This window comes from Streptomyces sp. NPDC031379, assembly GCF_055569615.1.
On sequence record NZ_JBVIIT010000033.1, the window covers coordinates 26,334 to 45,261 of the forward strand.

General features: G+C 71.2%; 21 protein-coding genes. 7 read left to right on the plus strand and 14 right to left on the minus strand.

What is annotated here, in order from left to right; genetic code table 11:
• Positions 1 to 100 precede the first annotated feature (100 nt).
• Together ACZ5CW_RS36095 and ACZ5CW_RS36100 are read right to left on the minus strand one after the other, a co-directional pair.
• The gene (locus ACZ5CW_RS36095; protein ID WP_468609107.1) at positions 101 to 739 is read right to left on the minus strand and encodes a DUF6230 family protein; all 639 of its coding nucleotides are present in this window, start codon (positions 737 to 739) and stop codon (positions 101 to 103) included.
• A gap of 622 nt (positions 740 to 1,361) precedes the next feature.
• Complete coding sequence (locus ACZ5CW_RS36100) at positions 1,362 to 2,333, minus strand: tetratricopeptide repeat protein (protein ID WP_468609109.1); 972 nt, start codon at positions 2,331 to 2,333, stop codon at positions 1,362 to 1,364.
• Between the two features lie 210 nt (positions 2,334 to 2,543).
• Between ACZ5CW_RS36100 and ACZ5CW_RS36105 the strand changes: the two genes are divergently transcribed.
• The gene (locus tag ACZ5CW_RS36105; RefSeq protein WP_468609111.1) at positions 2,544 to 3,233 is read left to right on the plus strand and encodes a TetR/AcrR family transcriptional regulator; all 690 of its coding nucleotides are present in this window, start codon (positions 2,544 to 2,546) and stop codon (positions 3,231 to 3,233) included.
• Between the two features lie 327 nt (positions 3,234 to 3,560).
• Here ACZ5CW_RS36105 and ACZ5CW_RS36110 read toward each other — a convergent pair whose 3' ends face one another.
• From ACZ5CW_RS36110 to ACZ5CW_RS36125, 4 genes are all read right to left on the minus strand, one after another.
• Complete coding sequence (locus ACZ5CW_RS36110; RefSeq protein ID WP_468609113.1) at positions 3,561 to 5,261, minus strand: acyl-CoA mutase large subunit family protein; 1,701 nt, start codon at positions 5,259 to 5,261, stop codon at positions 3,561 to 3,563.
• Positions 5,262 to 5,336: 75 nt separating this feature from the next.
• Entirely contained in the window at positions 5,337 to 5,675 is a 339-nt protein-coding gene (locus ACZ5CW_RS36115; RefSeq protein WP_468609115.1) for a DUF3817 domain-containing protein, read from the minus strand.
• Between the two features lie 43 nt (positions 5,676 to 5,718).
• Positions 5,719 to 6,228, minus strand: a complete 510-nt coding sequence (locus tag ACZ5CW_RS36120; RefSeq protein ID WP_468609117.1) for a MarR family winged helix-turn-helix transcriptional regulator — start codon at positions 6,226 to 6,228, stop codon at positions 5,719 to 5,721.
• Between the two features lie 11 nt (positions 6,229 to 6,239).
• Complete coding sequence (locus ACZ5CW_RS36125) at positions 6,240 to 7,475, minus strand: MFS transporter (RefSeq protein ID WP_468609119.1); 1,236 nt, start codon at positions 7,473 to 7,475, stop codon at positions 6,240 to 6,242.
• Positions 7,476 to 7,567: 92 nt separating this feature from the next.
• On the opposite strand from ACZ5CW_RS36125, the gene ACZ5CW_RS36130 reads away from it, so the two are divergent.
• A complete protein-coding gene (locus tag ACZ5CW_RS36130) occupies positions 7,568 to 8,548 on the plus strand; it encodes an ArsR/SmtB family transcription factor (RefSeq protein ID WP_468609121.1) in 981 nt (326 codons plus the stop codon).
• A gap of 140 nt (positions 8,549 to 8,688) precedes the next feature.
• Here the strand turns inward: ACZ5CW_RS36130 and ACZ5CW_RS36135 are convergent, their stop codons facing one another.
• The 5 genes from ACZ5CW_RS36135 to ACZ5CW_RS36155 form a co-directional block, all read right to left on the minus strand.
• The gene (locus ACZ5CW_RS36135) at positions 8,689 to 9,336 is read right to left on the minus strand and encodes a TetR/AcrR family transcriptional regulator (RefSeq protein ID WP_468609123.1); all 648 of its coding nucleotides are present in this window, start codon (positions 9,334 to 9,336) and stop codon (positions 8,689 to 8,691) included.
• Complete coding sequence (locus ACZ5CW_RS36140) at positions 9,333 to 10,013, minus strand: DUF4166 domain-containing protein (protein WP_468609125.1); 681 nt, start codon at positions 10,011 to 10,013, stop codon at positions 9,333 to 9,335. Before ACZ5CW_RS36140 ends, ACZ5CW_RS36135 begins: the two co-directional genes overlap by 4 nt.
• The gene (locus ACZ5CW_RS36145) at positions 10,010 to 10,762 is read right to left on the minus strand and encodes a hypothetical protein (protein ID WP_468609127.1); all 753 of its coding nucleotides are present in this window, start codon (positions 10,760 to 10,762) and stop codon (positions 10,010 to 10,012) included. Before ACZ5CW_RS36145 ends, ACZ5CW_RS36140 begins: the two co-directional genes overlap by 4 nt.
• Before the next feature lie 148 nt (positions 10,763 to 10,910).
• The gene (locus tag ACZ5CW_RS36150; protein WP_468609129.1) at positions 10,911 to 11,204 is read right to left on the minus strand and encodes an MTH1187 family thiamine-binding protein; all 294 of its coding nucleotides are present in this window, start codon (positions 11,202 to 11,204) and stop codon (positions 10,911 to 10,913) included.
• Positions 11,201 to 11,545, minus strand: a complete 345-nt coding sequence (locus ACZ5CW_RS36155; RefSeq protein ID WP_468609131.1) for a DUF3817 domain-containing protein — start codon at positions 11,543 to 11,545, stop codon at positions 11,201 to 11,203. The genes ACZ5CW_RS36150 and ACZ5CW_RS36155 overlap by 4 nt, the downstream gene beginning before the upstream one ends.
• Positions 11,546 to 11,727: 182 nt before the next feature.
• On the opposite strand from ACZ5CW_RS36155, the gene ACZ5CW_RS36160 reads away from it, so the two are divergent.
• From ACZ5CW_RS36160 to ACZ5CW_RS36175, 4 genes are all read left to right on the plus strand, one after another.
• The gene (locus ACZ5CW_RS36160) at positions 11,728 to 12,360 is read left to right on the plus strand and encodes an AIM24 family protein (RefSeq protein ID WP_468609228.1); all 633 of its coding nucleotides are present in this window, start codon (positions 11,728 to 11,730) and stop codon (positions 12,358 to 12,360) included.
• A 1-nt stretch (position 12,361) separates the two neighbouring features.
• Positions 12,362 to 13,012: an AIM24 family protein gene (locus tag ACZ5CW_RS36165; RefSeq protein ID WP_468609133.1), complete on the plus strand. Its 651-nt coding sequence runs from the start codon at positions 12,362 to 12,364 to the stop codon at positions 13,010 to 13,012.
• Positions 13,009 to 13,815 carry an AIM24 family protein gene (locus ACZ5CW_RS36170; protein WP_468609134.1) on the plus strand — a complete coding sequence of 269 codons (807 nt, stop codon included), beginning with the start codon at positions 13,009 to 13,011 and terminating at the stop codon, positions 13,813 to 13,815. Before ACZ5CW_RS36165 ends, ACZ5CW_RS36170 begins: the two co-directional genes overlap by 4 nt.
• 92 nt (positions 13,816 to 13,907) lie before the next feature.
• Positions 13,908 to 14,384, plus strand: coding sequence for a MarR family winged helix-turn-helix transcriptional regulator (locus tag ACZ5CW_RS36175; protein WP_468609136.1), 477 nt, complete (start codon positions 13,908 to 13,910; stop codon positions 14,382 to 14,384).
• 172 nt (positions 14,385 to 14,556) lie between these two features.
• Here the strand turns inward: ACZ5CW_RS36175 and ACZ5CW_RS36180 are convergent, their stop codons facing one another.
• The 3 genes from ACZ5CW_RS36180 to ACZ5CW_RS36190 form a co-directional block, all read right to left on the minus strand.
• On the minus strand, positions 14,557 to 15,768 hold the full coding sequence (locus ACZ5CW_RS36180) for an MFS transporter (RefSeq protein ID WP_468609138.1): 1,212 nt from the start codon (positions 15,766 to 15,768) through the stop codon (positions 14,557 to 14,559).
• A 146-nt stretch (positions 15,769 to 15,914) separates the two neighbouring features.
• Entirely contained in the window at positions 15,915 to 16,871 is a 957-nt protein-coding gene (meaB, locus tag ACZ5CW_RS36185) for a methylmalonyl Co-A mutase-associated GTPase MeaB (RefSeq protein WP_468609140.1), read from the minus strand.
• Between the two features lie 80 nt (positions 16,872 to 16,951).
• Positions 16,952 to 18,151, minus strand: a complete 1,200-nt coding sequence (locus tag ACZ5CW_RS36190; protein WP_468609142.1) for an acetyl-CoA C-acetyltransferase — start codon at positions 18,149 to 18,151, stop codon at positions 16,952 to 16,954.
• A gap of 148 nt (positions 18,152 to 18,299) precedes the next feature.
• Here ACZ5CW_RS36190 and mce point away from each other — a divergent pair, with 148 nt between their 5' ends.
• Positions 18,300 to 18,740, plus strand: a complete 441-nt coding sequence (mce, locus tag ACZ5CW_RS36195; RefSeq protein ID WP_468609144.1) for a methylmalonyl-CoA epimerase — start codon at positions 18,300 to 18,302, stop codon at positions 18,738 to 18,740.
• Positions 18,741 to 18,928 lie beyond the last annotated feature (188 nt).

Here is an 18,928-nt window from a genome sequence, read left to right on the forward strand (position 1 = left end):
TGCGGCGTTGCTGTGGTGGTGATGTGTGCCGCGCGTGAAGGCGCGGCCGGAGTGGGGACGGGCGGGGGCGCCTTCGGCTCCCCCGCCCGTCATCGAGTGCTTAGTAGCACTCCTTGACACCCGTCGACAGCGACATCTTCAGGCCGCTGAGCTTGAAGGTGCCGGCGGTGGTCGCCCACGCCGTCTGCTTCACGTCGACCAGCGTGGCCTTGTCGGCCTGCTGTGCGAACCCGTACGGGTTGGCCTGCTCGCCGCCACCCTTCATGCCCGGACCCTTGGAGGCGTCCTTGGCGGCCACACCGATGTCGATGTTCTCGAACGTCGCGTCGGCGTTGAGGTCGGCGACGTCGATGTAGATGTTCTCGGCCTGGACCTTGTCGTGACCGGCGCCGCCGGCCCGCAGGATCAGGCTGACGTTGCCGAAGATCGGCACGTCCGGGGTGACGACGGACTGGCACAGGTTGGTGATCTCGGCGTGCTTGAACGCCGAGACGGCCACCGGGTGCGCCGTCTTCTTGCCGTCCAGCGTGTAACCGCTGTCGATGGCGCCGTACTGCGAGAAGCCGGTACCGACGAGCTGGTCCGCCGACACCTTGAACGACTGACCGGACACGCTGAACGAGGCGGCGAGAGCGCCCTGTGCGAGGGCCACACCTATGCACGCCGTGGCGGCGACGCTGGGCACCATGACCACAGCGAACCGCTTCCATCTGGTCCCGCCACGCACCTGGGACTCCATATTTCCTCCTTCTCGGACGTACATCTCCTGGCCCGGACTCGCCCCAATCGGCGGCTCAGCCGGGCAGGGATGGGAGAAGTGCTACGTCCTCGGGAAGGAGAGCGCCCGCACTCGGAGGCGCCAATCGCGCCCGAATCACCGGCGATCACCCCCGAGCGACAACCACTGGTCGCGCCTGACACGCATCACGCACAACCCTGCTGGACAGGCTCCGCCGACCGGCGAAGACCCCCCTGTCCAAGAGCCGGCGCCACTGCCGCCGGCTCTGCTCGGTGGGGACCCAGAGTCTCCCGTGACCCAACCGGCTGCCGGGGTACGGGAATGGACCGAGCGTCGCCGATCGTGGTGCATTCTCGCCCCGGGCACAAGGGGGTTCGTTACTGGCTAGTAACGGCCGGATAACCGGAGTACGACCGACCGGTCTCGGAGGGCGACGCTCGGTGGCATCCAAGGGCAGAACAAAGCCGTTGATCCCTGGACGAAACCAGACAGACCAACGGCTCTGATTTACTCCGAGTAACAGCGGCCGCGATTACCAAGATTTGGTAAAGCGCGGCCGCCCTGACAGCTCGTCGGCGAATCTTTCACCCCGGCATCACAAGCCGTGGCGTTTAGCGACTGGTCAGAACAACGCCCGCGCCAGCGCCCGGCGCGCCCCGACCACCCGCGGGTCCTCCTGACCCACGACCTCGAACAGCTCCAGCAGCCGGCGCCGCACCGATTCCCGGTCGTCACCCGCCGTGCGCCGCACGGTCTCGATCAGCCGCCCGAAGGCGTCCTCGACATGACCGCCCACCAGATCCAGGTCGGCGGCGGCGATCTGCGCGTCCGCGTCGGCAGGCTTCTCGGCCGCCTCCTGACGCACCTTCTGCGGGTCGAAGCCCTGCACCCGCTCGAGCAGCTCGGCCTGCGCGAGGCCGAGCTTGGCCTCCGGGTGGGCCGGGTCGTCGGCGAGCACGTTCTTGTAGGCCTGGATGGCACCGCCGAGGTCACCGGCGTCCAGGGCCAGTGCGGCGGCGTTCAGCGTCGCGTCGTACGGACCCTCCGCCACCGCGGCCTCGGAGGCACCGCCCGGCTCGGCGTCCGGGTCGACGGTCAGGCCGGTCAGCCCGAACCGCTCTTCGGCGACCTGCACCAGCTGGTCCAGGGTCTGCCGGATCTGCTGCTCGCCGGCCGCCCCCTGGAACAGCGGCAGCGCCTGCCCGGCGACGACGGCGAACACGGCCGGGATGCCCTGCACCCCGAACTGCTGCATCAGCATCTGGTTGGCGTCGACGTCGACCTTGGCGAGCAGGAAGCGCCCGTTGTACTCGAGGGCCAGTCGCTCCAGGACCGGGCTCAGCTGCTTGCAGGGCTGACACCACTCGGCCCAGAAGTCGATGACGACGGGCACTTCTGCGGACCTCTGCAGGACGTCCCGCTCGAACCCGGCCTCATCGACGTCGATGACGAGATCGGCCGGGGAGACGGCCCCCGCCCCGCCCTGTCGGGCGGCTTCGGCGCGCGTCTGCTCGGCCTTGGCCTTGGCCTCCTGGGCCGCCTTGACCGCGGCGAGGTCGACGACGCCGCTCATGGACATGTTCCGTGGCTGCATGCGTCTATCCTCCCCGTTCCCGCGCCGGAATGAAAAAACAGGTGTGGCCGGCGCCGGGTCCCCACCCCACGCCGTGGTCGCCGCTCGCGTACGTCCCTCGCGAGCTTTCGCTACGACTCGTAGCGTAATGCCATGAGGACGCCTCGCGACACCACGCCCCGGTGATCTCTCTCACCACGTCAGGGGAAACCGTCGGTTTATGGTCAGGGCATGCAGAGCCGCACCCCCGCCAGCCGTACCGGACGTCCGCGCAGCGCCGCAGCGGACGCCGCGATCCTGGCCGCGACGCGGGAGGCGCTGGTGGAACTGGGCTGGTCCAAGCTCACCCTGGGAGACGTGGCGACGCGGGCCGGGGTTGCGAAGACCACGCTGTACCGCCGCTGGGCCGGCAAGAACGAACTGGTCGTGGACGCGGTGGCGGAGTTGTTCGACGAACTCCGGCTCCCCGACCTGGGCAGCCTCGCCGCCGACATCGAGGGCGTGGTGCTGCAGTTCGCGGCCATCCTGGCCCGCCCGGAGGCCAAGAGCGGCCTGATGGCGGTGGTCGCGGAGTCGACCCGCGACGACGCCCTGCGCGAGCGTATCCGCGCGTCCATCGTCGACCGTCAGATGTGTCTGGTCCTGGAGGGCCGGGCACGGGCCCAGCGCCGTGGCGAACTCCCCCCGGAGCCCGACCCCGCCGCGTCCGCCCGCACGGTGGACCTCATCTTCGACGTGGTGGCCGGCGCGGTGGTGCACCGCACCCTGGTCAGCGGCAAACCCGCCGACGAGGAGTGGGTGCACAGCTTCACCCGGGTACTTCTGCTGGGCCTGACGTCGACGGAATCACCGGAGGCCGCCGAGCCGGCCACACCCCGACCCCCCACCCCGGACACACCCCCCACCTCCCAGCCGACCTAGCCGGGACCGCCCCCCACCGCCCGGCCGCCCCATCCGGGCGCAACACCCGCCTCCCAGCCGGGCGCGCCCGCCACTCGACCGGCCGAACCGGGCCCGACGCCCACTGCCCGGCCGACCCATCCAGGCGCACACCCGCCTCCCAGCCGACCGGGCCGAGGCCGACACCAACCCGCGCCTCCCAGCCGACCGAACCGGGCGCGCCCGCCACTCGACCGGCCGAACCGGGCGCGACGTCCGCTTCTCGGCAGGGCGAGTCGGGTGGTGGGTGGGCACAGGCCTGGGGGCAGGGGGTGGAACCCCTGACGCGGTCGTGCCGGGTTGCGGTGTCTAGAAGCCCGCCGGCTCCGTGTACACCCCCCACTCGTCCCGCAGCACCCCGCAGATCTCGCCCAGCGTCGCCTCGGCCCGCACGGCGTCCAGCATCGGCTCGATCATGTTGGCCCCGGACCGGGCCGCGGCCAGCATCCCGTCCAGCGCCGCCCGCACCGCGGACTCGTCCCGCGCCGCCTTCCGCTCGGAGAGCACCCGCACCTGCTCCCGCTCCACCTCATGGCTGACCCGCAGAATCTCCAGGTCCCCGGTGACCGACCCGGTGTGGACGTTGACGCCCACGACCCTCTTCTCGCCCTTCTCCAGGGCCTGCTGGTAGCGGAACGCCGACTCGGCGATCTCCCCGGTGAACCAGCCGTCCTCGATCCCGCGCAGGATGCCGGAGGTGATCGGTCCGATCGGGTGCCGCCCGTCCGGGTGCGCCCGGAGCCCCCGCTCCCTGATCTGCTCGAAGATCTTCTCCGCGTCCGCCTCGATGCGATCCGTCAGCTGCTCGATGAACCACGAACCGCCCAGCGGATCGGCCACGTTGGCGACCCCGGTCTCCTCCATCAGCACCTGCTGGGTACGCAGCGCGATCTCCGCGGCCTGCTCGCTGGGCAGCGCGAGCGTCTCGTCCAGCGCGTTGGTGTGCAGGGAGTTGGTGCCGCCGAGCACCGCGGCCAGCGCCTCCACGGCCGTACGCACCACGTTGTTGTACGGCTGCTGCGCGGTCAGCGAGACACCCGCGGTCTGCGTGTGGAACCGCAGCCACTGCGCCTTCTCGCTCTTCGCGCCGTACACGTCCCGCATCCAGCGGGCCCAGATCCGGCGCGCGGCACGGAACTTGGCGATCTCCTCGAAGAAGTCCAGGTGCGCGTCGAAGAAGAAGGACAGACCCGGCGCGAAGACGTCCACGTCGAGCCCGCGCGAGAGGCCCAGCTCCACGTAGCCGAAGCCGTCGGCGAGCGTGTACGCCAGCTCCTGCGCGGCCGTGGCCCCGGCCTCGCGGATGTGGTAGCCGGAGACCGACAGCGGCTTGTAGGCGGGGATGCCGGCCGCGCAGTGCTCCATCAGGTCGCCGATCAGGCGCAGATGCGGCTCGGGCTGGAAGAGCCACTCCTTCTGCGCGATGTACTCCTTGAAGATGTCGGTCTGGAGGGTCCCGTTGAGCACCCCGGGATCCACGCCCTGCCGCTCGGCGGCGACCAGGTACATGCAGAAGACGGGCACGGCGGGCCCGCTGATCGTCATCGAGGTGGTGACGTCCCCCAGCGGGATGTCCTTGAACAGCACCTCCATGTCGGCGGCCGAGTCGATGGCGACACCGCAGTGCCCGACCTCGCCGAGTGAGCGGGGATCGTCGGAGTCGCGGCCCATCAGCGTCGGCATGTCGAACGCGACGGACAGTCCCCCGCCACCGGCGGCGAGGATCATCTTGTACCGCTCGTTGGTCTGCTCGGCGTTGCCGAACCCGGCGAACTGCCGGATGGTCCAGGTGCGGCCGCGGTAGCCGGTCGGATGGAGCCCGCGGGTGAAGGGGTACTCCCCGGGCCAGCCGATCCGCTCGAATCCCTCGTACGTGTCGCCCGGTCGGGGCCCGTACACCGGCTCCACGGGATCGCCGGAGAGCGTGGTGAAGTCAGCGTCGCGCTTGCGCGCGGCGTCGTATCGGGCCTGCCACCGTCGGCGGCCCTCCTCGATGGCGTGAGCATCCATGCCATCGAATTTACTAGGACGTCCTAGTAAATGTCGATGGCAGACCGCCGTACGACACTCGCACGGCGGTGTGATCTACGCCTTGGCGACGGCCGGGGCCTCGTCGGCGACCCTGGCCTCCAGCTCGTGGCTGATCCTGCGCTCGACGAAGAAGGCGGCGGTGGGGAGGGTTCCCGCGAGCAGCACCCACAGCTGCTTGCCGACCGGCCACTTCGCCTTGGAGCCCAGGTCGAAGGCGAAGATCAGGTAGACGACGTACAGCCAGCCGTGGGCGATGGCGACGACCCGGGTGAAGTCGGCGGCACCGTCGACGTCCAGCCCATACTTCGCGATCATGCCCAGGCACAGCAGCACCAGCAGGACACCGGTGAGGTAGGCCATGACGCGGTAGCGGGTCAGCACGCTCTTTTTCATGCAGTCGAGCGTAACCACCCGTTCCGGGAGATCTTGCCCCGGGTCACTCCGCGTCGAAATCGTCCGCCGCGACCCGCAGCGGCCGGAGCATCGCGAAGATCTCCTGGCACTCCTCCGCGTCGTACACCCCGAGCCCGAAATCCATGGCCATGAGGTCCCGGGTGGCCGACTCGACCACCTCGCGGCCCTTGTCGGTGATGACGGCCAGGGTGCCGCGGCCGTCGTTGGGATTGGGCCGCTTGGCGACCAGCCCGGACTTCACCAGCCGGTCCACGGTGTTCGTGACGGACGTGGGATGCACCATCAGCCGCTCGCCGATCTTGGACATCGGCAGCTCACCGGCCTTGGAGAAGGTGAGCAGCACCAGCGCCTCGTAGCGGGCGAACGTCAGCCCGTACGGCTTGACCACCGCGTCCACCTCGGCGAGCAGGATCTGCTGGGCCCGCATGATCGAGGTGATCGCGGCCATGGACGGCACGTTTCCCCAGCGCTGCTTCCAGAGTTCGTCAGCACGGGCGATGGGATCGAACGGGAGGCTGAGTGGCTTCGGCACGTCATCAGACCCTACCGGCCGGTCATATGCCGGGCAGCCCTGTCTCGGGTTTCGGTCGCCCGGGCGGCCAGGGCGAGCCCGCAGCAGCACAGGACGCCCACCGCTCCCGCCCCCACCACGGCCGTGCGCACCCCCACCACCTGCGCGGCCGCCCCGGCCAGCGCCATGCCGACGCCCTGGACCGTCATCAGCCCCGCGCTCAGCACGGTCATGGCACGGCCGCGCAGCTCCTGCGGCACGTCGCGCACGAACCACTGGTCCAGGCCCAGGGTGTACGCCGACCCGGCCCCCGACAGCAGCAGGAGCAGCAGCGAGGCGGCGAGCCCGGGGTGCAGGGCGTAGCCGAGGTAGGGCAGCAGGGTCAGGCAGAGCAGGGGCAGCGCGATGCGCTCCCGGGCCGCGGGCGCGAGCCGGGAGCCGGCGAACAGCTCTCCGGCCACCGTGCCGACGGGCAGCGCGCACATCAGCAGGCCGAGGCCGACGGACCCGCTGCCGAGGGCGTCGGCGTACGGCGCCGCCAGCGCCTCGGGGACCACCGAGAACGCCGACGGCACCCAGAAGACGAGGAGCAGCACGCGCACGCGCGGGCGGGCGAACAGCTGCCGCGTACCGGGCGGGGTGTCGGTCCGGTGCCGCGCGCGGGCGGGCCGGTGCCGGGTGCCGAGGCGCAGCAGCGCGGCGGAGGCGAGGAAGGTCCCGACGGTGATCAGCAGGGCATGGCGGGGGGCGACGGCCGTGAGGAGCAGACCGCCGAGGCCGTATCCGACGAGCAGGGCGCTCTGGGCGACGATCCGCAGCAGGGAGCGGCCGAGCACGAACAGGTCGCCGTCGCCGAGCACGTCGGCGAGGGTGGCCATGCGGGTGCCGGAGAAGACCGGGGCGACGACGGCGAGGCAGCAGCGCAGCGCGAGCAGGACGCCGATGCCCGTGCCGGGGACCGCCATCAGGGCCACACAGCCCGCGCACACCGCATCGCAGGTGACGAGCACGCGCCGGGCCGGGAAGCGGTCGGCGACCGGGGCGAGCAGGGTGCCGCCGATCGCGTACGGCAGGAAGCCCAGCGCGAAGGTGAGGGCGCTCAGCAGGGGTGAGCGGGTGAGGTCGTAGACGAGGACGGACAGTGCGATCTCGCTGACGATCACACCGAGCATGGACAGGACGTGCGCGGCGAAGACGGCCCGGAACTCGGGCACGGCGAAGACACGGCCGTAACCGGCGGGCGCCGGGGCCTGGGGTGGGGCGGACATGCGGGGCAGCGTGCCCGGGGCCGGGGCGGCGACCGTAGACTTTCGGCTCCAGCCGAATGTCCGGCGGGCCGGACCGGGACGAGGCGGTGACCATGCCCTCACGCCTGCACTTCGGCGACGACGACTTCCTGCGCTGCCGGTTCGCCCTCTCGCCCCTCTGGGAGACGCAGGAGGCGGTGCGCACGCTCAAGCGGCCGGACCGGCACGGCTATCACGCCCCCTGGCTGCGGCGGATCAGGGATGCCGCGGCCGGTCTCGATCTCGCTCCGCTGTGGCTGCTGATGCCGCGACGCGGACACTCCCCGGACTGGCTGGTCCCGCCGCTGCTGAGCCCCGCGGTGGGCTTCGACGAGGAGATCGCGGCGGTGCGGGCGGCCGATCCCGAGGCGGCCCGGGCGGACACCGCCGAGTCGCTGGCCTGCACGCCGGGCGCGCTGGAGTCGGCGCATGGCCGGGCCTGGCTCGAGGACCCGGAGCGGATGGTGCGGGAGCTGGCGGACGCGCTGGAGGAGGCCTGGCGGGTGCTGGTCGAGCCGGACTGGCCCCGGTTGCGGGCGCTGCTGGAGGCGGACATCGCCTTCCACTCCCGGCGGCTGGCCGAGGTCGGCCTCGGCGTGCTGCTGCCGGAGGTCCACGCGCGCTGCGGCTGGCAGGAGTCGACGCTGACCGTGGAGTCGGGCGGCGAGCACGAGCGGCACCTCGGCGGGCGCGGGTTGGTGCTGATGCCGAGCGTGTTCACCTGGCCGGACGTGATCAGCAGCTTCCCGCCGCCCTGGCAGCCGGCCGTGGTCTACCCGGCACGCGGCATCGGCGGCCTGTGGGCGGAACCGGCCGAGCGGACGCCCGAGGCGCTGGTACGGCTGCTGGGCCGCAACCGGGCGGCCGTGCTGGCCGCGCTGGACGAGCCCGCGACCACCACGGCGCTCGCGCACCGGCTGCGACTGGCCGCCTCGTCGGTCTCGGCCCACCTGACGGTCCTGCGCGACGCCGGCCTCCTGACCGGCCGCCGCTACGGCCACCAGGTCCTCTACGAACGGACACCGCTGGGGATGGCGCTGACCTCGGGTGGCTGACACTCCCGCCGGACCGAGAGGGTTCAGACCGGCACAGAGAGCCGCCCCGGACGGCACGGGGCGGCACAGCCGGCCCAGGGGCGCGGGGACTGCGCACGCGGCCACGACGCACCCACACCCGGCCGTGCCCGGGCCACCCCTCAGCGGCCCACCCGCCGCAGGTGGTGCCGCACCGCCCGCTGTGCCACCGGTCCCAACGACTCCACCGCCGCCACCAGCGCGCCGAGCTGTTCCAAGGCGTCCAGCGCCGCCCGCGCGCCCCCCTCGTCGACGCCCTCGTACAGCTCGATCCCCACGAAGGACGCGGCTATCGCACGAGCCAGTCCCGCCGGATCCGCGAACTCCCCGAAGGGCGTCGCCGCGAGCACCCGTCTGAGCACCTGCTCGATCTCGGTGATCCACAGGGAGAGGCCGGCGGCCGTGGCCGGGCCGAGGGCCGCGTGGGTCGGGGCGCCGGCCAGCAGCTGGCCCAGCAGCGCCACATGGCCGCCGGCACGCTCGTGCTCGTGGATCTCGCGGCCGACGGCGAGGAGTTCGGACAGCGAGGTGACCTCCGCGAGGCGGGGCCGGTACCGTGCCACGGCCTTCTCCGCCCCGTACCGGCAGGCCGCCGCCAGCAGTTCGTCCACCGATCCGAAGTGGTAGAAGACGAGGGCCTGGTTGACGCCGGCCGCCGCCGCCACCGTCCGGGCCGAGGTCTTCGCGATCCCCTGCTCCGTGAGCGTCCGTAGCGCGCCCTCCAGCAGCCTGGCCTTGGTCTCCTGCGACTTCGCCGTCTCCGGGCTCATGCGCGCGCCTCCTCCCGCACGGGTCGCAGCCCGCGCCGCACCCCGCGGCCGCGCAGGTCCGTGTACGAGGCCGTGAAGGAACCTTCGTAGCCGAAGAGCGGACCGAACCAGCGGTTGACCACGCGTACCCGGATGCGGAAGCGGCCGGCCGCGTCGTCGTAGGACTCGCGCACCTCGGCCGTCGCCCCGACGAGTTCGGGTACGCGCACGTCCACCGGCCCCTCCCGGAAACGGTGCTCGCCGGAGCGGATGAGCAGCGAGCCGTCGGGCTCGGCGCGGAAGTGCAGCTCGCTGGCCAGGTGCTGGTGGGTGCCGAGGTAGTCGAGGATGCGGTCGCCCTTGGGGCTGAGCACCATCTGGGCGTCGAAGCGGCGGCAGCGGCCGGGCAGGTCGAAGGTGCGCACGAAGCTCACCGTCTCACGGCCGAAGGAGTCGGTGTACGGCACGTTCTCGATGACGAAGGGGACGTTCCGGCCGGCCCTGGGGACCAGGATGTTACGGGTGGCGCCCAGCGCGAGGAACGGCTTCACGTACGCCGGTCCGTGCCAGATCCGGTCCATCACGCCCCGGCCGGCGCAGGCCTCGCCGCTCTCGACACCCACCGAGAAGCGGCGTCGGAGCCGGGGGTGCAGCCGGTCGAAGTCGGCGCCCATGACGGTCTGGAACATCGAGGTCATCCGTGCTTCTCCAGGGTGCGCAACAGTCGGGGCGCCCGGGTCTGGGTGACCGGGGCGCGCAGGCACCGGCGGGCGGCCGGGGTGCAGGCGAGCGGCGCCTTGAACAGGGCGAGGGAGCCGCCGACCACCAGCAGCAGCGGGCACAGGAAGGCCGTGGCGTCGGGGAGGGGCCCGGACAGGCGGAGGAAGGAGCCGGGCCCGAGACCGGCCAGGCAGGCGGTGAGGACGAGCGCGCGCACCGTCAGCTCGGCGAACCAGTTCCACCGGGCGCGCTCGGGGGTGACGCCCCGCTCCAGCCAGAGCCGGAGGCGGTCGAAGGACCAGGCGGTCGCCCAGCCCATCAGCGGGCGGAACAGCACACGGTCCCCGAGGGCGCCGAGGGCGCCCCAGCGGGGGCGGTAGTCGTAGCCGGTGAGGAAACGGACGCCGTGCGCGTCGGGCACGTAGCGCCAGTAGCCGCTGCCCTCGGCGATCAGCGAGAGCGGATGCGGGGAGGAGAAGCGCAGGGCGGAGGTACGGGTGCCGTCGGGGCGCTCCTTCTCGCCGGCCGCGACGCCGGTGCCGGACACGGTGAGGAACGGCAGCACGCGTGTGGCGTACCGGAAGCGCTGCGGCTCGTCCTGCGCGCGCGGGAGGTGGTCGATCTCGGTGAAGCGCAGGTCCCAGCGCTGGTGCCGGGCGGGCTCCTGGGTGTGCGCCCACAGCTCGTCGAGGTCGGCGCGTATGTGTGTCTCGATGTAGAGACCCATGGTGTTCCCCCGTCAACCACTGTTTGAGCGAATGCTCAAAGTCTTGTGGGGTGAACGTACACCTTCTTGAGCGATCGCTCAAACGACGGCCACGAGAAAACCCCGGCCTGCGAGGACCGGGGTTTCGCGGGTACGGGCCGTACGGGGACTACTGCGCCAGGTGCCGCTCGACGGTCTCGACCTTGGAGGTGAGTCCGTCGGTCACGCCGGGCCGGATGTCCGCCTTGAGGACGAGCGAGACACGCGGGGCGCGCTTCTCGACGGCGGCGACGGCGCGCCTGACCACGTCCATCACCTCGTCCCACTCCCCCTCGATCGAGGTGAACATGGCGTCGGTGCGGTGGGGCAGGCCCGATTCGCGGACCACGCGCACGGCGTCGGCGACGTACTCCCCCACGTCCTCGCCCACGCCCAGCGGCGTCACGGAGAAGGCGACGATCATGCGTTCACGACCCCTTCCTTGCGGGCGCGGGCGGCGATGACGGCGTCCTCGGCCTCGCGGCGCAGCTTGCGCTCGGCGAAGAAGCCACCGGTGGGCAGCACCGAGAGGACGAAGTAGAGGGCCGCCGTCCGCAGCGGCCACTTCGTGCGGTTCCAGGCGTCCGCCCAGAAGATCACGTACAGGACAAAGAGAACACCGTGGACCGCGCCCATCACGGGGACCGCGTTGAAGTCCGAGGTCCGCTTGAGCACCGAGCAGACGAGCAGGATCAGGAAGGACACGGCCTCGGGGGCCGAGACCAGGCGGAGGCGGCGGAGGGAGGTGGCGGTCTTGATGTCCACGGATCACCTTCGGTGGGAGTAGCGACGACGGTCTGCCGGTTACGGACGGCCGGTTTGTGAACGCACGCACAAGCGTTCCCCCATTGTGACAAACGGTGCCCCTAGGGGTCCGCTCAGGGTGCGGGTCCACCCACGGGCCCTGTTCCGCCCACCCGCGTCACCGCTACTTTCGCTGCGTGGCGATGTTCCGACTCCAAGGGAGCAAGGTGCTCGCCGTCGACATGACCGGGGACGCCGTGAAGGCGAAGAACGGCTCGATGGTCGCGTACGACGGGCAGATGGCCTTCAAGAAGCTGAGCGGTGGCGGCGAGGGGCTGCGCGGGATGGTGACCCGGCGGCTCACCGGCGAGCAGATGACGGTGATGGAGGTGAAAGGCCATGGGACGTGCTGGTTCGCGGACCGGGCCTCGGAGATCAACCTGGTCGGCCTCCAGGGGGACAAGCTCTACGTCGAGTCCAGCAATCTGCTGGCGACCGACGCGGGGCTCAGGACGGGCACGACGTTCACGGGGCTGCGCGGCGCCTCGCAGGGCAACGGCCTCTTCACGACGACCGTCGAGGGGCACGGACAGGCGGCGATCCTGTCCGACGGGCCGGCGGTGGTGCTGCGCGTCAGCCCGCAGTACCCGCTGACCGTCGACCCGGGCGCCTACATCGCCCACCAGGGCGAGGTGCGGCAGTCCTTCCAGTCGGGTGTGACGTTCCGCACGCTCCTCGGGGAGGGCGGCGGCGAGGCCTTCCAGATCCGCTTCGAGGGCGACGGCCTCGTGTACGTGCAGCCGAGCGAGCGGAACACGATCGCGGGGGATCTGTGACATGCCCTTCCGAGAGATCAACTCCAAGATGGTCGAGGCGACCGTGCTGCCCGGGCAGCGGATGTTCAGTCAGCGCGGGGCGATGCTCGCCTATCAGGGGGAGGTGTCCTTCACGCCCAGCGTCCAGGGCGGCCAGGGCGGAGTGATGTCCATGATCGGGCGCCGGGTGGCCGGCGAGGCGACCCCGCTCATGTCCGTCGAGGGCAGCGGCACCGTCTTCTTCGGGCACGGCGGCCATCACGTCCACGTCATCAACCTCTCCGGCGACACCCTCTACGTCGAGGCCGACCGGCTGCTCGCCTTCGAGGGCACCCTGCAGCAGGGCACGATGTTCATGGGCTCACAGGGCGGGGTCATGGGCCTGGTCCGGGGCCAGGTCACCGGGCAGGGGCTGTTCACCACCACGCTCCAGGGCCACGGCGCCGTCGCCGTGATGGCGCACGGCGGCGTCTTCGAGATCCCGGTCACCCCGCAGCGCCCGGTCCATGTCGACCCGCAGGCCTACGTCGCCCACCACGGCGACGTCCGCAACAAGCTGTCCACCGCGCTCGGCTGGCGGGACATGGTGGGCCGGGGCTCCGGCGAGGCCTTCCAGCTGGAGCTGAGCGGCAACGGCACGGTGTACGTCCAGGCCTCGGAGGAGAAGCTGTGAGCGCGTACGGAACCCCGGGCGGCCCGGTGGTGCACGACCCGACGACCCTGCCCGCCGACGACAACGTGAACGCGTACACGTTCTGTGTCGAGCTGAAGAGCGGCCAGTGGTTCCTGCAGAAGGGGAAGATGATCGCCTACTACGGGGCGATCGAGTTCAACGGCATCGGGCACGGCCGACTCGACCGGCTCGTCCGTACCTCGTTCCATTCGCCACTGCACGCGAGCGACTGGGTCGTGGCGGAGGGCTCCGGCAAGATGCTGCTGGCCGACCGGGCCTTCGATGTCAATTCCTACGATCTGGACGACGGGAACTTGACCATTCGCGCGGGCAACCTGCTCGCTTTTCAGCCAAGTCTCACACTCAAGCAGTCGATCGTGCCGGGCTTTCTGACCCTCATCGGAACCGGAAAGTTCGTGGCCGCATCTAACGGTCCGGTGGTGTTCATGGAACCTCCGATCCGGGTCGACCCCCAGGCCCTCGTCGGGTGGGCCGACTGCCCGTCTCCGTGTCATCACTACGACCACGGTTATCTGACGGGCGTACTGGGCGGTCTACGTGCGATGACGGGTCTGGGCGGGGCGTCCGGCGAGGAGCACCAGTTCGAGTTCGTGGGCGCCGGGACGGTCCTGCTGCAGTCGACGGAGACCCTTATGGCCGAGGCGGCCACGGGGGCGATTCCGTCCCAGCCGGGGGTGCCCGGCGGTGGCGGAACGGCACCGAGCGGACACGGTCCGCAATCGTCGGGCGCACCGCGCCTTCCCGGACAGCTGGGAGACCTCCAGCGTCGCTTCGGGCTGTGAGCGGTAGTCTGCGGAGTGTGACATCGAACGCGTGCGCACTGTCACACCACCCGAAGTAGTTCGTCATTCAACTTCTTAGGTAGACTTCATTCATGGAGACCGAGACGGCCACGCGCTGGCTGACCGATGCGGAGCAGTGCGCCTGGCGCACCCACCTGGAGGTCAACAGGCTGTTGACGTACCAGCTCGAAAAAGATCTGCAGCCGTTCGGCCTGACAATGAACGACTACGAGATCCTCGTGAACCTGTCCGAGTCGGACGACGTACGGATGCGGATGAGCGATCTCGCCTCCGCGACCCTGCAGTCCAAGAGCCGGCTCTCGCACCAGATCACCCGCATGGAGAACGCGAACCTGGTGCGCCGTGAGAACTGCGAGTCCGACCGGCGGGGACTGTACGCCGTGCTGACCGAGTACGGCATGGAGACGATGAGGAAGGTGGCGCCGCACCACGTGGCGTCGGTGCGGCGGCATTTCATCGACCTGCTGTCGCCGGAGGCTCTGACGGAGCTGGACAAGGCGCTCAAGCCGATCGCCGAGCACCTGAGGGGGCAGCGGGGACGCCCCTGAGCCTCCTGAACGCTCCGGGACATCGGAGCCGGGCCGGGGGGTGCGGCGCCGCGGCCGGGCCGGGGGACGGGGCGCGCACCGGCACCGACGAGGTACCGCCGCGCCCGCCCCAGTCGCCGGGGGCGCGGGGACGGGCGGTCACCTCCCTGTCGTCGCCCGTGACGACCGGCCCCTAGGCGCGACGTACTGCCGGGCGGGCCGCCGGGCCGGCGGCCCGGGCGCCCGCGACCAGGGCGGACAGCAGAGCGGTGGCGCCCGCCAGGGCGAAGCAGGCCCCCAGCGGCACCCGCCCGATCAGCAGCCCCGCGACCAGCGATCCCCCCGAACTGCCGGCGTTCACCGCGGTGTTCACCCAGGCCCCGGCCTGAGTTCGCGCCCCCTCCGCCGCCAGCTCGTCCGCCAGCAGATACGCGGTCGTCAGAGCGGGAGCGATGAACACTCCGGCGCACGCCATGGCCGCGGTGAGGGTCCACAGGCCGGGGGCCAGGCCCGCTGCCGCGATCACCAGGCCGAGGCCCACCGCGAACCAGCACAGCCGTACCCGGGCCGGCGCCCGCCACCGCACCGCCCCGTTGGCCAGACCGCCCAGTGCGCTGCCGGCCGAAAGGGCGCCCAGGACCCAGGGCACCAGGGCGGTGTCGTACGAACGCGCGGTGGCGAAGGCCGGCACCAGCAGCTCCACGCCGCTCAGGGCCAGCCCGGCGCCCAGCGCGACGGCGACCGGGGGCAGCAGACCGCGGACACCGCCGCGCCGCTGCCTGCGGGGCCCGGGGCGCGGGCCCGGCAGCGCCGGGGACTGGACGAAGACCCAGGTGCCCGCGACGTTCAGGAACGCGCTGAGCAGGATGCCGGACGCCGGGGGCGCGACGGCCAGCAGCGCCCCGACCAGGGCCGGGCCGGAGACGAACAGCAGTTCCTCGGCGACTCCGTCCAGGCTGTAGGCGCGCTGCAACAGCGCCCGGTCCGGTACCAGTTCGCCCCACAGGGCGCGCATGGTCGGACCCAGCGGGGGTGCGCAGGCGCCGGCGAGGGCGGCTGCCGTGGCCATGGCCGCGGGAGGGGCTCCGGGGCGCCAGGTGAGGGCCGCGAGGACGCACAGCAGGGTGCCGTAGAGGGCCGACATGGGCAGCAGGGCGCGGCGCGGGCCGTGCCGGTCGGTGAGGGTCGCCCGCAACGGCATCAGGAAGACCGTGGTGGCGCCGAACAGGGACATCACCGCGCCGGAGACGGCGTACGAGCCGGTGGAGCGGGTGACGGACAGCAGCACCGCCAGGGCGACCGTGCCGTAGGACAGGCGGGCGGTCAGGGCGGAGGCGAAGGTGCGGCGCGCGTGCGGGACGCGCAGGACGGCGGCGTACGAGGGCCGCGAAGGGGGCGTGGACACGCTGAGGTTCCTCTGCGGGAGGCGGAAGAGCGGACACCGAAGGACGCGGTGGCCGTACGTCCGGCCCCGCGATCCGGTGCGCGCTCTACGCCATGGAGAGGAACATGCCCGTCAACTTAGCAGCACGATCTTCGGACCGGCGCCCCTCAGCCCTCCGTGAGGCCCGCCACCAGCTCGTCCGCGGCGCGGTAAGGGTCCAGTTCGCCGGCGACGATGCGCTCAGCGAGGGAACTGAGGCGGCGGTCGCCGTGCAGGTCTCCGATGCGCTCGCGCAGCGCGGTGACCGCGATGGTCTCCACCTCGTGGGCAGCGCGGGCCCTGCGGCGCTCGGCGAGGACGCCGCGCTCCTCCATCCACGCGCGGTGCTTCTCCAGGGCCTCGACGACCTCGTCCACGCCCTCCGCGCGCGCGGCGACCGTCTTCACGATCGGCGGACGCCAGTCACCGGGGCCGCGGGACTCGCCGAGGCCCAGCATGTGGTTCAGTTCGCGGGCGGTGGCGTCGGCACCGTCGCGGTCGGCCTTGTTGACGACGTAGACGTCACCGATCTCGAGGATGCCGGCCTTCGCCGCCTGGATGCCGTCGCCCATGCCGGGGGCCAGCAGGACGACGGAGGTGTCCGCCTGGGAGGCGATCTCCACCTCCGACTGGCCGACGCCGACCGTCTCGACCAGGACCACGTCGCAGCCCGCCGCGTCCAGGACGCGGATCGCCTGCGGGGCGGCCCAGGCCAGGCCGCCCAGGTGGCCACGGGTGGCCATGGAGCGGATGTAGACGCCGGGGTCGGAGGCGTGGTCCGACATGCGCACCCGGTCGCCGAGCAGGGCGCCGCCGGAGAAGGGGGACGACGGGTCGACGGCCAGGACGCCGACCCGCTTGCCCTGCTTGCGGTACGCGGTGACGAGGGCGGAGGTGGAGGTCGACTTGCCGACACCGGGAGAGCCCGTGAGGCCGACGACGTAGGCGTTGCCGGTCAGCGGGGCCAGCGCCGCCATGACCTCCCTGAGCTGCGGGGACGCCCCCTCCACCAGGGAGATCAGCCGGGCCACGGCCCGCGGCCGGCCTTCCCTGGCCTGGGCCACCAGAGAGGAGACGTCCTGCATCACAGCTCCGTTCAGCTAGAGAAACTCGGCGGATCCCCGAGGAACCCGGCGGATCCCCGAGGAACCTCGAAACGTACCGCTCAGGCCTTCGGTACCCGCACGATCAGCGCGTCACCCTGGCCACCGCCACCGCACAGCGCGGCCGCGCCGACACCGCCGCCCCGCCGCTTCAGCTCCAGCGCCAAGTGGAGCACGAGACGGGCGCCGGACATACCGATCGGGTGGCCCAGCGCGATGGCGCCGCCGTTGACGTTCACCTTTTCCGTGGACACGCCGAGGTCCTTCATTGACTGCACGGCGACCGCGGCGAAGGCCTCGTTGATCTCGATGAGGTCGAGGTCGGAGACCTCCAGGCCCTCCTTCTTCAGGGCGTGCTGGATGGCGTTGGACGGCTGCGACTGCAGGGAGTTGTCCGGGCCGGCCACATTGCCGTGGGCGCCGATCTCCGCGAGCCACTCCAGGCCCAGCTCCTGGGCCTTGGCCTTGCTCATCACGACCACGGCCGCCGCACCGTCCGAGATCTGCGAGGCGGAGCCGGCGGTGATCGTGCCGTCCTTGGTGAAGGCCGGGCGCAGCTTGCCCAGCGACTCGGCCGTGGTGTCGCCGCGGATGCCCTCGTCCTTGCTGAAGAGGACCGGCTCGCCCTTGCGCTGCGGGATCTCCACCGGGGTGATCTCGGCCTCGAAGACGCCGTTCTTCTGCGCGGCGGCGGCCCGCTGGTGCGACAGGGCGGCGATCTCGTCCTGCTCGGGGCGCTTGATGCCGAGGCGCGTGTTGTGCTTCTCCGTGGACTCGCCCATGGCGATGCCTTCGAAGGAGTCGGTCAGACCGTCGTAGGCCATGGCGTCGAGCATCTCGACCGCGCCGTACTTGAAGCCCTCACGGGACTTCGGCAGCAGGTGCGGGGCGTTGGTCATGGACTCCTGGCCGCCGGCCACGACGATGTCGAACTCGCCCGCGCGGATCAGCTGGTCGGCCAGGGCGATCGCGTCCAGGCCGGACAGACAGACCTTGTTGATGGTGAGCGCCGGGACGCTCATCGGGATGCCGGCCTTGACCGCCGCCTGGCGCGCCGGGATCTGCCCCGCCCCGGCCTGCAGCACCTGGCCCATGATCACGTACTGCACCTGGTCGCCGCCGATCCCCGCACGGTCGAGGGCTGCCTTGATCGCGAAGCCGCCGAGGTCGGCTCCGGAGAAGGACTTGAGGGAGCCCAGCAGTCGTCCCATGGGCGTACGGGCGCCCGCGACGATCACAGAGCTGGTCGTTCCAGAAGACATGAGCTGCGATCCCCTTACCGGCCTGCACAGCCGAGGAGTGAACGAGGGTTTACTTCGAATGTACTGATGGCACTCCGTGCCGTCATCGGGCCGTAGGTGTGATCGCGCGCACGTTGCGTAACCACCCCGGGAGCGCTGCACTGAAACCATGCTGACGCGAATCGACCACATCGGGATCGCCTGCCACGACCTCGACACGACCGTCGAGTTCTACCGGTCCACATACGGCTTCGAGGTGTTCCACACCGAGGTCAACGAGGAACAGGGCGTGCGCGAGGCCATGCTCAAGATCAACGAGACGTCCGACGGCGGCGCCTCCTACCTCCAGCTGCTGCAGCCGACCCGCGAGGACTCGGCGGTCGGCAAGTGGATGGCGAAGAACGGGGAGGGCGTCCACCACATCGCTTTCGGTACGGCGGATGTGGACGGCGACTCCGAGGCCATCCGTCAGAAGGGCCTACGCGTCCTGTACGACGAGCCGCAGCGTGGTTCCATGGGGTCACGGATCACCTTCCTGCACCCCAAGGACTGCCACGGTGTCCTCACAGAACTGGTCACTTCGGCCCCTGTTGAGTCGCCCGAGCACTGACCCCCGTACATAAGGGCCGGTAGGGTTGGGGGCGGTCGTCCCCTCAACCGGGACGACCGCATGCCGGGGTCCGGGTTTCGGGGGACGAGCGTCGGGGCAGCAGCCCGTGCTCCGCCGTTGATCTGACACCATTCCCCGGGGGCCCCGTTCGGCGGATGGACGGTGCTCGTTGGAGAAGCTGACCAGGG